10 protein-coding genes are annotated in these 13,182 nt (G+C 65.4%); 6 read left to right on the top strand and 4 right to left on the bottom strand.

What is annotated here, in order from left to right:
• Positions 1 to 149 precede the first annotated feature (149 nt).
• Positions 150 to 1,724: an LCP family protein gene (locus ASF98_RS14945; protein ID WP_200939379.1), complete on the top strand. Its 1,575-nt coding sequence runs from the start codon at positions 150 to 152 to the stop codon at positions 1,722 to 1,724.
• A gap of 104 nt (positions 1,725 to 1,828) precedes the next feature.
• Here ASF98_RS14945 and ASF98_RS14940 read toward each other — a convergent pair whose 3' ends face one another.
• Entirely contained in the window at positions 1,829 to 3,781 is a 1,953-nt protein-coding gene (locus ASF98_RS14940; RefSeq protein ID WP_055803173.1) for a M13 family metallopeptidase, read from the bottom strand.
• A gap of 253 nt (positions 3,782 to 4,034) precedes the next feature.
• Here ASF98_RS14940 and leuA point away from each other — a divergent pair, with 253 nt between their 5' ends.
• The 3 genes from leuA to ASF98_RS14925 all read left to right on the top strand — a co-directional run bounded on the left by leuA (position 4,035) and on the right by ASF98_RS14925 (position 7,450).
• On the top strand, positions 4,035 to 5,774 hold the full coding sequence (leuA, locus tag ASF98_RS14935) for a 2-isopropylmalate synthase (RefSeq protein WP_055803171.1): 1,740 nt from the start codon (positions 4,035 to 4,037) through the stop codon (positions 5,772 to 5,774).
• Positions 5,775 to 5,852: 78 nt separating this feature from the next.
• Positions 5,853 to 6,623 carry a DNA repair protein RecO gene (gene recO, locus ASF98_RS14930; protein WP_200939377.1) on the top strand — a complete coding sequence of 257 codons (771 nt, stop codon included), beginning with the start codon at positions 5,853 to 5,855 and terminating at the stop codon, positions 6,621 to 6,623.
• Positions 6,624 to 6,625: 2 nt separating this feature from the next.
• Positions 6,626 to 7,450 carry an isoprenyl transferase gene (locus ASF98_RS14925; protein WP_055803166.1) on the top strand — a complete coding sequence of 275 codons (825 nt, stop codon included), beginning with the start codon at positions 6,626 to 6,628 and terminating at the stop codon, positions 7,448 to 7,450.
• Here the strand turns inward: ASF98_RS14925 and ASF98_RS14920 are convergent.
• Both ASF98_RS14920 and ASF98_RS14915 read right to left on the bottom strand, forming a co-directional pair.
• On the bottom strand, positions 7,447 to 8,526 hold the full coding sequence (locus ASF98_RS14920; RefSeq protein WP_055803163.1) for an alpha/beta hydrolase: 1,080 nt from the start codon (positions 8,524 to 8,526) through the stop codon (positions 7,447 to 7,449). The genes ASF98_RS14925 and ASF98_RS14920 overlap by 4 nt on opposite strands.
• Positions 8,523 to 9,530, bottom strand: a complete 1,008-nt coding sequence (locus tag ASF98_RS14915) for an alpha/beta hydrolase (protein ID WP_055803160.1) — start codon at positions 9,528 to 9,530, stop codon at positions 8,523 to 8,525. The genes ASF98_RS14920 and ASF98_RS14915 overlap by 4 nt, the downstream gene beginning before the upstream one ends.
• A 126-nt stretch (positions 9,531 to 9,656) precedes the next feature.
• Between ASF98_RS14915 and ASF98_RS14910 the strand changes: the two genes are divergently transcribed.
• Positions 9,657 to 10,742, top strand: a complete 1,086-nt coding sequence (locus tag ASF98_RS14910) for a quinone-dependent dihydroorotate dehydrogenase (RefSeq protein WP_055803158.1) — start codon at positions 9,657 to 9,659, stop codon at positions 10,740 to 10,742.
• A gap of 80 nt (positions 10,743 to 10,822) precedes the next feature.
• Here ASF98_RS14910 and ASF98_RS14905 read toward each other — a convergent pair whose 3' ends face one another.
• Entirely contained in the window at positions 10,823 to 11,422 is a 600-nt protein-coding gene (locus ASF98_RS14905; RefSeq protein ID WP_055803156.1) for a DUF3043 domain-containing protein, read from the bottom strand.
• 132 nt (positions 11,423 to 11,554) lie between these two features.
• Between ASF98_RS14905 and ASF98_RS14900 the strand changes: the two genes are divergently transcribed.
• A complete protein-coding gene (locus ASF98_RS14900; RefSeq protein ID WP_055803154.1) occupies positions 11,555 to 12,985 on the top strand; it encodes a dipeptidase in 1,431 nt (476 codons plus the stop codon).
• Positions 12,986 to 13,182 lie beyond the last annotated feature (197 nt).

Raw genomic sequence — 13,182 nt, 5'->3', positions numbered from 1 at the left:
TCCCGGTCCACGGCAAACCGGCCGCCGCGCGATTGCCGCAGGCATGCCCGGCTGTGCCCGCACAACGGCGGCCTCCGGGCATCGGGCATTTTCCCAGTCTCGGCCACTAAAATGGACCGAACCCGTTTTATAGAGGAAGGTAACACCACGTGGTGCGACGCCGAGACACTCCCGGACAAGGCATTGGTTCGCCAGCGTCCGACGCCGCCGCCCGGCACTCTGACAACAAGGCCATGGGCCCGGCCAGGCACCTCGGCGCCATGCGGGGCAAACCCGGCTGGTTCAAAGTGGCCAGCGCGATTGTGGCTCTGCTCCTCGTTGGCGGTCTGGCTTTCGCCGCCTTCTGGGTAATCCGGTTGCAGCTGAACATCAACAAGGCACCCCTGGGTGCCGGCAGCAGCCGCACCGAAGATCCCGTCAACGATTCCAAGGACCGGATGCAGATCCTGATCCTGGGCTCAGACACCCGCGACGGCAAGAATTCGGAGTACGGCACCGCCGAAGATTCGACGGGGTACGGCCAGTCCGACGTCATGATGATGATGGACATCTCTGCCGACAACAAGCGGGTCAGCGTCATCAGCTTCCCCCGCGACCTGCTGGTGGACATTCCGGAATGCACGGACCAGAAGACCAAGCAGGTGTACCCCGCCCAGAGCGGAGTGATGATCAACGAAGCCATGAAGCAGGCCGGAATCGGCTGTGCGGTGGATACGGTGAACAAGATCACTGGCCTGGAAATCGACCACTTCATGATGGCGGATTTCAACGCGGTGAAGGAGCTCTCCAACGCCGTGGGAGGCGTGGAAGTCTGCATCAGCGACGCCGTCTATGACCCCGACTCCCGCCTGCGGCTCCCCGCCGGAACTTCGCAGGTGCAGGGCGAGCAGGCACTGGCGTACCTGCGGACCAGGCATGCGTTCGCGGACGGCGGCGATCTGGGCCGCATCAAGGCGCAGCAGGGCTTCCTGTCGTCCCTCACCCGCAAGATCAAGGATGACGGCACGCTGTCCGATCCCCAGAAGATGCTCAAGATTGCCGACGTCGTGACACAGAACCTCACGGTGGACGATGGATTGGCTTCCGTCCCGTCACTGCTGACCATCGGCAACCGGCTCAAGAACATCGACATCAGCAAGGTGGCGTTCGTGGCCGTGCCCACCACGGCGGCGCCCAGCGATCCCAACCGGCTCACCGTTGCCGAGCCGGCCGCATCGCAGCTTTTCGCCGCATTGCGCAAGGACGTTGACCTGACGGACCCGACGACCCCGCCGAGCCCCAGCGCGGCACCGACCGAGTCAGCACCCGCCCCCTCGCCGTCGACGCCAACTGCAACCCCGCCGCCGGCCTACGACAAGGCGCTGCAGCCGGTGACCGTCGCGAACGGTACAGGAGTTCCGGCGCGGACCCAGGAAATCACCCAGGCAATTATCGCCGGCGGCTTCACCCAGGTGGCTCCGCTGGTGGCGCAGTCCGTCTCGAAGACGGCTGTCTATTACGGACCCGGCTTCGAGGATGTGGCGGCCGACGTCGCGGCGCTGCTTGAAATTCCCGCCACGCAGGTCCTCCCCGCCACCGGGGTCGGCGGCGTGCAGGTCTACCTCGGCACCGACTTCATGTCCGGAACAAAGATGGGCGCCGTGGCGCTCCCCACCGACATCGTCAATCAGACTGCCGGCGACACCGTCTGCCAGCAGGCCAATCCGGAATTGATCACCCAGTAACGGCACGGCGGCGCTGCGTCTGTTCGACGACGTGCCCTGATCGAAGACCTGCGGGGCCGGCCACAACAGTGGCCGGCCCCGCAGGTCTCTTCGTTACTGCCCGGTCACCAAATGCTGACGCGGTCCTCCAAGGGCAACCACATGCCGTCCTGCTCCGATACGTCGAAGGCTTCATGGAAGGCGTCCAGATTCTTGGCGATGGCGTTGGTGCGGAACTCATTGGGGGAGTGCGGGTCCGTGGCGAGCCTGCGGATGGCTTCCTCATTCCGGATGACCTGCCGCCAGCCGGCAGCCCAGGACGCGAAGAACCGCTGCTGTCCGGACAGGCCGTCCAGCACCGGAGGCTCGGCACCGTCGAGGCTGATCAGGTAGGCCTTGTAGGCGATGGTGAGCCCGCCCAGGTCTCCGATGTTTTCCCCGAGGGTGAGCTTGCCGTTGACATGGTGCCCCGGGGCCGCGGTGGGCGACAACGCGTCGAACTGGGCCACCAGCTTGGACGTCAGAGCCTCGAACGCCGTGCGGTCATCCTCGGTCCACCAGTTGCGGAGGGCGCCGCCGCCGTCGAACTGCGAGCCCTGGTCGTCGAAGCCGTGCCCGATCTCGTGTCCGATGACGGCACCGATGCCGCCGTAATTGACGGCGTCGTCGGCGTCGGCTGTGAAGAACGGGGCCTGCAGGATTGCGGCCGGGAACACGATCTCGTTCAGGAGCGGGTGGTAGTACGCGTTGACTGTCTGCGGCGTCATAAGCCATTTGTTCTTGTCAACCGGCTTGCCCACCTCGTCCAGGTGCCGGTCGACGTCGGCGTTATGGGCCCGTTCAACGTTTCCGAGGAGGTCGGTGGGATCGATCTCCACCGCGGAATAGTCGATCCATTCCTCCGGATAGCCGATCTTGGCGCGGAATGCCTCGAGCTTTTTGAGGGCTTCGAGCTTGGTGTCCTCGCTCATCCACGCCAGCCCTGTGATGCTTTGCCGGTAGGCCTCGATGAGGTTGGCCACCAGGGTCTGCATGCGGGCCTTGTGGGTTTCCGGAAAGTGCCGGGCGACGTAGATCTGGCCGACCGCTTCACCCAATGAGGCTTCAACGACGGCAACGCCACGCTTCCAGCGGTCCTTGTTGCGCGGCGTCCCGCTGATGGTGGTGCCGTAGAACGCGAAGTTGGCATCCACGAACTCGGCGGAGAGGTAAGCTGCCGCTGAGCTGACAACACGCATGGCCAGCCAATCCTGCCAAGCCTCCAGCGGTTCGGTTTCGAGCAGGCCGGCAGCCCCGGCGAAGAAATCAGGCGTGCTCACCACCAACTCCTGGCGCTTGTCCGGGTCGATTTCTGCGGCGTCGAACCACACATCCAGCAGCGGGAACAGCTCGCGCGCCTCCGCGGCGGATTTCAGGTTGTACGTCTTCTGCGGATCCCGAAGCGTCACGTTGTCCCAGTGGTGCGAGGCAAGGGCCGTCTCCAGGCGCACCACACGCTCCGCTGCGCCTTCCGGATCCGCGGTCCTTGCGAGGCCGAGCATTGTCCCCACGTGGTCCCGGTATGCCGTGACCATGGGAGCGAACTTCTCTTCGCGGTAGTACGACTCGTCCGGCAAACCGAGCCCGCCCTGGCCGGTGTACAGCAGGACCCGGTCCGGGTTTCCCGCGTCGGGGGCCGGGTAGATATAGAAGAGCCCGGATACATCGGAACGGAAGAGCCGTCCGGCCAGTTCGATCACTTCCGTGGCGGACTCCGTGGCATAGACCTCGGCAAGCCGATCCCGGATAGGATCCATGCCCTTGGCCTCCACTGTGGTTTCGTCCATGAAGCTCCGGTAGAGGTCCCCGACCTTCTGTTCGATGCCCGTGGCGTCGGAGCCGCGGGCGGCGGCTTCTTCGATGATTTCCCTGACCGCCAGCTCGGAGCCGTCCCGCAAGGCTGTGAAAGTGCCTTCGAGGGGCCGGTCGTCCGGGATCGTCGTGCTCTTCAGCCACGCGCCGTTGATGTGCTGGTACAGGTCATCCTGCGGCCGCACGGAGTGGTCGATGTTGGACAGGTCGATCCCCGAGTTTGGCACAAGTGCTCCTTCAGGTGAAGGCTGCCCCGGCGCTTGCACCGGTGGCAGCGTCTGCATGGTGGACGTTGCTGGAGGTGTTGCTCCTTCATCTTACGCACCCGTGTTACTGTGAAATGGTGCGCGCAGAACTCCTTCTTCTTAGCTGCCGCGGCGAGGCCTCAGACGCGATCTAGCGCAAGGCCAATCCTCGTCGCGGAGTTTGTGTTGCCCGGCCACCTTTCACTCAGGAACCACAGAAAAGGCCCCGATAGTAATGCGAAACGCACAGAAGCCCTCCGGAATGCCCGTCCACCGCTACCTGCCCTTCCAGGACCAGATCAAGGTTGAGCTGCCGGACCGGACCTGGCCGGACAAGGTCATCACCAAAGCCCCGCGCTGGTGCGCCGTGGACCTCAGGGACGGAAACCAGGCCCTGATCGACCCCATGAGCCCGGCGCGCAAGATGAAGATGTTCGACCTGCTGGTCCGCATGGGCTATAAGGAAATCGAGGTCGGCTTTCCGTCCGCCTCGCAGACCGACTTCGACTTCGTCCGCCAGCTGATTGAAGGCAACCACATTCCGGGCGACGTCACCATCCAGGTGCTGACGCAGGCCCGCGAACACCTGATCGAGCGGACCTACGAATCCCTGGTTGGCGCCAAGCAGGCCATCGTCCACCTCTACAACTCGACGTCAGTCCTGCAGCGCCGCGTGGTGTTCAACCAGGACGAGGACGGCATCCTGGACATTGCTCTACAGGGTGCACGCCTGTGCAAGAAATACGAGGAAACACTGGCGGACACGCACATCACCTACGAGTACTCCCCGGAGTCCTTCACCGGCACGGAACTCGAATACGCCGTGCGCGTGTGCAATGCCGTGGCCGATGTCTTCGAGGCCTCGGCTGACAGCCAGGTAATCATCAACCTGCCGGCCACGGTGGAAATGGCCACACCCAACGTCTATGCCGATTCCATCGAGTGGATGAGCCGCCACCTGCACCCCCGCGAGGGCATCATCCTCTCGCTGCACCCGCACAACGACCGCGGAACCGGTGTTGCCGCCGCCGAGCTGGGTTACCTCGCCGGCGCAGACCGGATCGAGGGATGCCTGTTCGGAAACGGCGAGCGGACCGGCAACGTGGACCTGGTCACGCTGGGCCTGAACATGTTTGTGCAGGGCATCGACCCCATGATCGATTTCTCCGATATCGACGACGTCCGGCGCACCGTGGAGTACTGCAACCAGCTGCCCGTCGCAGAGCGTTCACCCTATGGCGGCGACCTGGTCTTCACGGCGTTCTCCGGCTCGCACCAGGACGCCATCAAAAAGGGCTTCGAAGCACTTGAAAAAGACGCAGCGGCCGCCGGCAAGGACGTCGCCGACTACACGTGGCAGGTCCCGTACCTGCCGGTCGACCCCAAGGACCTGGGCCGCAGCTACGAAGCGGTGATCCGGGTCAATTCGCAGTCCGGCAAGGGCGGCGTGGCGTACCTGCTGAAGAACGAGCACAGCCTGGACCTGCCGCGCCGTGCGCAGATCGAATTCTCCGGCGTGATCCAGAAGCAGACGGACACTGTTGGCGGCGAAGTCAGCGGCTCCCAGCTGTGGCAGATTTTCCAGGACGAGTACCTGCCCTCCAGCAAGGAGGACGGCCAGTGGGGCCGCTATTCGCTGGGATCGTTCAGCACGGAAACTGACGACGACGGCGCCATGACCTTGCACGCGACGGTCACCGTTGACGGCGTCCAGGTCCGCCGTACCGGGTCCGGCAACGGCCCGATTGCGGCGCTGCTGTCGATCCTGGGCCAGGACGGCGTGGACGTCCGGGTTCTCGACTACAGTGAGCACGCCCTTTCGGAGGGTGGCAATGCCCGTGCCGCCGCGTACGTTGAGTGCGCTGTCGGCGAGCGGGTGCTGTGGGGCGTCGGAATTGACTCCAACACCACCACCTCCTCGCTGAAGGCCGTCATCTCGGCCGTCAACCGCGCGGTCCGGGACGCACAGGCCTAGGATCATCATTCGATCCGCTGAGACGCTGCGCGCCCGGACCGGTCCGGGGGCGCAGCGTCCGCGTTTTCCAGAAGGTCAGTGCGAAGATTAACTGTGGCCCAACAATCCTCCTTTTCTGCGCGTGCCTATCGTGATGACGCCGTGGTGCTGCGTACCCATAAGCTGGGCGAAGCGGACCGCATCATCACGCTCCTGACAAAACACCACGGCCAGGTCCGTGCGGTGGCAAAGGGAGTGCGGCGCACCAGCAGCCGCTTCGGCGCCCGCCTGGAACCGTTCATGGTGGCGGACCTGCAGCTGATTTCCGGCCGGACATTGGACATCGTCACCCAGGCGGTGGCCAAGGGCGCCTACGGCGGCAGCATCGCGGCGGACTACGGCCGCTATACCGTGGCGGCGGCCATGACCGAGACCGCCGAAAAGCTGACAGACGTGGACGGCGAAGCCGGAACCGCGCAATACAACCTCCTGGTCGGGGCGCTTGCCTCGCTGAGCCGCGGCGAGCACACGCCGGAACTTATTCTCGACTCGTATCTCCTGCGTGCCCTGGCAACGGGGGGATGGGCGCCCAGCTTCACGGTGTGCGCCCGCTGCGGTGCGCCGGGGCCGCACACCGCTTTTTCTGCGCCGCTGGGCGGCATGGTGTGCGCCAACTGCCGTCCGCCCGGATCTCCCGCGCCTGCGGCCGAGACGGTCTCCCTGCTCGGGGCACTGTTGACAGGGGACTGGGCGACGGCGGATGCCTCCGTTGCGGTCCACCGGCGTGAGGCTGCCGGTTTGGTGGCCAGCTATCTGCAATGGCATCTTGAACGTGTGCTGAAATCACTTAAACATGTGGAGCGTAGCTGACTGTGGCCCTTGGAAAGAAGAAAACTCCCGTCCGGCAGCGGACCGCACCGGTGGCAGCACCGTATCCGCATAGCTCCGGGGCCGTCCCGCCGTCGATTCCTGAGGAATTCATCCCGCAGCATGTGGCAATCGTGATGGACGGCAACGGCCGCTGGGCCAATCAGCGCGGGCTGCCGCGGATCGAAGGGCACAAGGCTGGCGAACCTGCACTGTTGGACGTTGTGGCAGGTGCCATTGAACTGGGCATCAAGTACGTCACGGTGTACGCGTTCTCGACGGAGAACTGGCGGCGCTCCCCGGAGGAAGTCCGTTTCCTGATGGGTTTTAACAAGGATGTGCTACGGCGCCAGCGGAACCAGCTGGACGATTGGGGCGTCCGCATCCGCTGGTCGGGGCGCCGGCCCCGGCTCTGGGGCTCGGTGATCCGCGAACTGGAAGAGGCAGAGGATTACACCCGGGGCAACAGCACGTGCACGTTGACCATGTGTGTTAATTACGGCGGCCGCGCCGAAATCGCCGATGCGGTGACGGCCATCGCCGAAGACGTGGCGGCAGGCAGGCTTAAGCCGGGCGCCATCACCGAACGGACCATCCAGAAGTACCTGGACGAACCGGACCTGCCCGACGTCGACCTCTTCCTCCGAAGCTCCGGCGAACAGCGGCTCTCCAACTTCATGCTGTGGCAGTCCGCCTATGCCGAGTTCGTCTTCATGGACACGCTCTGGCCCGATGTCGACCGCCGCACGCTCTGGGACGCCGTCGAAGTCTACGCCCGGCGGGACCGGCGGTACGGCGGCGCTGTGGATGCGGCACCGGCAGGGGCTTAGCCGGAATGGGAATGCAGCCATGCCACCAGGTCCCGGTACGCCTCCTGGCGTAGTTCGCGGCGTGAGAGGAAGACGTCGTGGATGGCTCCCGGATAGCGGAATACCGACGTCCGGCGTCCCAGGCCGAGGGCGCGGCGGGCTGTCTGATCCACATCGATCACGGCGTCTGCGGACATCAGCTCCGCAGACCACTCGGCCTGTATTTTGGTGCGGTCCGACAGCATCACCAGGACCGGTGCGGCGATGTCCAGGCGACGTTCGACGGCTGCATGTCCGGCCAGGACCGCGCGGGTCCAGCCCGCACGGATGGGGAACGACGCCGTCGGGCGCCACTGCGGATCCAGGAACCACTCGCCGTGGGCCTGGTCGCTGACGCTCTCCCAGTAGCCTGGCATTTCCGGAAAACGGAACGGCCGCCGCGGATCCGTCCGCGCGATCGGCTCCACCAGGTGCATGGCGATGTTTCGGATCAGGCTGCTCCCCTGGAGCTCCAGCCATGGCGCATTCAGCACAAGGCTCCCCAGCGCGCCCGGATTGCGGTCTGCCCACAGCGCGCCGATCAGCCCGCCCAGTGAATGCGCCAGCATGTGGATTGAAGGCTCCCCGGTCTGACCGGTGCGCTCCGCCATGTCCGTCCTGATCGCATCCATGGCCGCTGCGATGTCTTCGTCATAGACAGCCAGGTCTGTGGTGTAGCCCGGCGTCTGCCAGCTCCGCAGGCTACGGCCGAATTTCCGCAGGTCCAGCGCGTAGAAGTACAGTCCGTGGGCGCCGACGTATTCAGCAAGTTCGGACTGCAGGAAGTAGTCCGCCCAGCCGTGAAGGTAGATGACGGCGACGGGATGCCCGGGATTGTCGCCCGCAGGTGAGTCCGGGGACGGCCAGGCCAACGTCCGGAAGCCTTTGTTCCGCAGCGCCGAAAGAAACGGTCCGGCCGTCGCGGCAGGCACATGGCGGACCAGCGTGGCACATACCGCGCCTTCGTCGTCGTCGGGCAGCGGCAGTGCCAGGGACTCGAATGCTGCACCGAGTTGGTCGGCCTGCCAACGCGGCGCGACCCGGCCCGCAGCCTTCACTCCTGTCCGCCGTCGTCCAGGACGTATCCCCGGATCCAGCGGCTCAGCCGGGCATACGCGTCAGCCCGGACGTGCGCCGGCGACAGGAAGACATCGTGGAGGGCGCCGTCAATCCGTTCCAGGGTGACCGTGCGGCCCAGGGCCATGGCCCTGATCGCGATCGTGTTCACATCCAGCACGGCGTCGGCCCTTCGCATGGCTTCGGTCCAGAACATGCCGTTCTCGCTGGTTTCGGACAGGAGCACCAGGATAGGGATGTCGATCCGGAGTCCACGGGCCACCCGGGAATGCCCGGCCAGGACTGCACTGAGCCAGCCGGCCCGGACGGGAAAAGCGAGGGGCGGCCGGTACTTGTTGTCCAGGGTCCACTCACCCTCGGCCTCGCTGCTGATACTGCGCCAGTAGAAGCCACGTTCCGGCAGACGCAGGACAGCCTCCGGCCGGTACCGTGCCAGCGGTCCCACCATGGACCGGGTGGCGCGTCGAACCAGGGAATTGCCGTGCATTTCCAGCCACGGGCTGTTCAGCACCAGCTGGGCGACAACCCCCGGATGCCGGCTGACCCACAGGGCTGCGATGAGGCCGCCGGTCGAATGGCCCATGAGGGTCACCGGCACCCCGCCGGCCTGTTCCGGCCAGAGGGAACCGATGATCCCTATTGCCTTGCTGATCTCGGCGTCGTAGTCGTCGAGGTTGGCCACATAGCCGCCGTGGGTATCGGGCTGCAGGCTCCGCCCGTGGTTGTGCATGTCGATGGCAAAAAACTCGAAGCCCTTGTCTGTCCAGAACCGGGCGAGCTCAACGTTGAAAAAATAATCGCTCCAGCCGTGCAGGAACAGCAAGGCCCGGCGGGGGAGCGGCCGGCGTCCGGGACGGACGGTCCCTGCTTCGCCCTTAGGCGCGTGCCGGACCAGGGTAGCGGTGCGCTCCACCCCGTCGTCGCCCGTGGCCTGGTAGGAACAGGCTTCGAAGTCGTCCCCCAGGATATCTGTGTGCCACCTCATTTCATTAGCCTAAACAACGCAGGCCACAGCAGCGAGCAGGCCGGGACGCCTGCAGGATCCGTCACACCGCACGCCGCACGAGCGCGCCGGTTTGGTCTGCGGAGCCTGAACCGGAAAACTGGTGTCATGCGCGTATATCCCACCTTCTTTCGCCTGGCCTTTTCATGGATGGACGCCGAACGCGCCCACAAGATCGGCTTCCGTGCCATCAGGCTGGCCCACAGCTCCGGGGCGGGCAAAGTGCTCGCGAAGTTCACTGCCCCCGCGCCGTCGCTTCAGACCGAGGCCTTCGGCATCACCTTCCCGTCGCCGTTCGGCCTTGCCGCCGGCTTCGATAAGGAGGGACACGGCATTGAAGCGCTGACCGAACTCGGGTTCGGCCATGTGGAAGTCGGAACCATCACCGGACAGGCCCAGCCCGGCAACGAAAAGCCCCGGCTCTTCCGCCTCATCGAGGACAAAGCCGTCATCAACCGGATGGGATTCAACAACGACGGCGCCGCCGCCGTCGCCCCCCGGCTCAAGTCCGCGAGGGCTGCCTTGCAGCGCCGCCACCCCGGCGTACGTCCGGTCATCGGCGTCAATATTGGCAAGAGCAAGGTGGTGGAGCTCGATGACGCGGTCAGTGACTATCTCACCAGCGCCCGGAGCCTTGCGCCCGCGGCTGATTACCTCGTGGTCAACGTCAGTTCCCCCAACACGCCGGGGCTCCGCCTTCTGCAGAACGTCGAAACCCTCCGCCCGCTGCTCAAAGCCGTGGGCGAAGAAGCGGACAGTGCCGCCGGCAGGCACGTCCCCCTGCTGGTGAAGATCGCACCCGACCTGACGGACGAGGACATCGACGACGTCGCGAGGCTGGCCCTCGACCTCAAACTGGACGGGATCATCGCCACCAACACCACGATCAGCCGGGAGGGGCTCACCTCCGACCCGGCAAAAATTCAGGAGTGCGGGGCCGGCGGCCTCTCCGGCGCGCCCCTAAAGACCAGGTCCCTTGAAGTTCTCAAGCGCCTCAAGGAAGCAACCGGCGGTGCCCTTACCCTGGTGTCGGTCGGCGGCGTGGAAACAGCGAAGGACGTCCAGGAACGGCTCGACGCCGGCGCCACCCTGGTCCAGGGCTACACGGCGTTCCTGTACGAGGGGCCGTTCTGGGCCGCCGGCATCAACCGCCTGTTGGCCAAGCACCCCGCCCGCCGCCAGTCCCGCGCGTAGCCGACACCCCGGCCGCAAGCGCCCGGAAACGACAAAACCCCCGGCAGTCCAGACTGCCGGGGGTTTTTTTGTGGCCTGAGTCAGGCGGGGAATTCTCCGCGCTTGACGAGCGGCTTGGGAAGGCGAAGACGGCGGAACTGGAGGGAACGCATGGAGCCGTACCAGACAGTGCCGCGTTCCACCTCGCCAAATTTCTCTGTGAGGCGTTTCCGCAGCTTGCGGGACAGGATGAAGACGTCAACGAAAACAGCCAGGAACATGACCCAGAAACCACCGAGCACATAAATCATCGCCTCGCTGGTGGAAGGCACCAGCAGGGAGACAATGACGAACACCAGGGCGCCGAACATCAGGTACTCGCCCAGGCTGAAGCGGGCATCCACGTAATCACGCGCGTAGCGCTTCTGCGGGCCCTTGTCCCGAAGGGGCAGGAACTTTTCATCGCCCGTGTCCAGCGCCTGGCGCATCTTGATCCGCTGCTCCTGCACGGCCGCCCGTTCTGCTGCCTTTGAGGCCTTTCGGTCCTCAGGCACCAGGGGACGCTTCCGCGCCGCTTCCTGTGCCTTGCGCTTAGGCGTGGGCGCGCCCTTGCCGAGGGCAGTGTCCCGGGCCAAGGCCTCGGCTGCCTGCTGGTCAACTACGTCCTGCGCCGTCGGCGCTTCCTTTTTACGTCCAAACACCCCTACAGAATACCTTGCACGCGCAGGCGAAAAGTCATGTGTCACAGGGTTCCGGCAACGGCGGAACCGTGGGGACTGGCGGCCGGTTCCGGAGTGTTTCCTGTGGTCACGGACACAGGTAGGGTTTTGGCCATGACTTCATCACCGGCGGGGACCCCGCAAAAAATCAGCGCAGGATTCGACGGGATCGACGTCGATGCCCTGCGCCGGACCGTACACGTGTCGTTCGACACCACTGTTGGACAGCTGAAGGACCTCGTGAGGCTCCCGGGAATCGCCTGGCCGAGCTTTGATCCCGCCCCGCTGGACCGCAGCGCGGATGCCGTCGCGGAGCTGGTGCGCGCCGCGGGGATCGAGGACGTCCGGATCCTGCGTTGCAACAAAGAGGACGGCACGCCGGGCGGACCGGCTGTCGTGGCGCGGCGGGCCGCTGCCGAAGGGAAGCCGACCATCCTGCTCTACGCCCACCACGACGTCCAGCCGACCGGGGACCTGGCGCTGTGGGAGACCGAACCGTTTAGCGCCGTCGAGCGCGACGGCCGTCTCTACGGCCGGGGTGCGGCCGATGACAAGGCCGGCATCATGGCCCATATAGCCGCCTACGCCGCTGTCACCGAGGTGTTGGCCGACGAGCTGGGCCTGGGCGTGACGTTCTTCTTCGAGGGCGAAGAGGAAGCCGGTTCGCCCACCTTCCGCACGTTCCTGGAAACCCACCGCGAACTGCTGCGCGCCGATGTCATCGTGGTGGCGGACTCCAGCAACTGGAAGGTAGGCATTCCCGCGCTCACCACCAGCCTGCGCGGACTGGTCGACGGGACCATCGAGGTGCAGGTGCTGGAGCACGCCGTCCACTCCGGGATGTTCGGTGGCGCGGTCCTGGATGCTCCGACGCTGCTCTCCCGGCTGATCGCGACCCTGCACGACGACGACGGGAACGTTGCAGTGAAGGGCCTGGTCAGCAGGGACGACGTTTCCGTCGACCTCACGGAAGCGGAATACCGGGCCGACGCGTCCGTGCTGGACGGGGTCCGCCTCGCCGGCAGCGGAACAATCGCCTCCCGGCTGTGGACCAAGCCTGCTTTGTCGATCATCGGCTTCGACGCTCCCGCCGTGGATGTGGCGTCCAACACGCTCCTCCCGCGGGCGCGCGCCAAGTTCAGCATGCGGCTGGCGCCGGGGCAGGACCCGGCCGATGCCATGGAGGCCGTGCGGAACCATGTTGAATCCAATGCGCCGTTCGGCGCGAAGGTGGTGTTCACGCCGGGGGAGAGCGGTAACTCCTTCCTGACCGACACGGGTTCCACCGCCGCCGGGATGGCGATGTGGGCGCTCGGAGAAGCGTGGGGCGTTCCGGCAGTGGAGATGGGGATCGGCGGTTCGATTCCCTTTATTGCCGACCTGACGGAGGTGTACCCGGACGTGCAGATCCTGGTGACCGGCGTCGAGGACCCCGATTCCAGGGCACACAGTGCCAACGAGTCGCTGCACCTGGAGGACTTCCGCAACGCCGTAGTGGCCGAAGCGCTCCTGCTGGCACGGCTCAACCGTGAGGGTCTTGCCTGACGCCGGCCGCGCAGCATCGGGGATGTTCCCTGGCGGTTACGGAACCGTCAGGGAACATTCAGGGTATGGCCACGGTTACGTCAGGAGTTAGAGCTACACGCAGGATCGACGTAGCATGTAGCTATAGCCCATACCGTTTCCGTAGGGGCGGGCAACGCGCAAGCCGAGTCGCCACCACCGTCGTAAGAAGGTAGGCC

The organism is Arthrobacter sp. Leaf337 (assembly GCF_001423745.1).
Taxonomy (GTDB): domain Bacteria; phylum Actinomycetota; class Actinomycetes; order Actinomycetales; family Micrococcaceae; genus Arthrobacter.
This window is presented reverse-complemented; position numbering and strand designations above follow the sequence as displayed.

What these genes read in the sequence shown, in the direction of transcription:
- leuA (WP_055803171.1), top strand. Translation starts at nt 4,035, where the DNA reads ATGCGAAACGCACAGAAGCCCTCCGGAATGCCCGTCCACCGCTACCTG.
- ASF98_RS14915 (WP_055803160.1), bottom strand. Translation starts at nt 9,530, where the DNA reads ATGAGGTGGCACACAGATATCCTGGGGGACGACTTCGAAGCCTGTTCC.
- ASF98_RS14910 (WP_055803158.1), top strand. Translation starts at nt 9,657, where the DNA reads ATGCGCGTATATCCCACCTTCTTTCGCCTGGCCTTTTCATGGATGGAC.
- ASF98_RS14900 (WP_055803154.1), top strand. Translation starts at nt 11,555, where the DNA reads ATGACTTCATCACCGGCGGGGACCCCGCAAAAAATCAGCGCAGGATTC.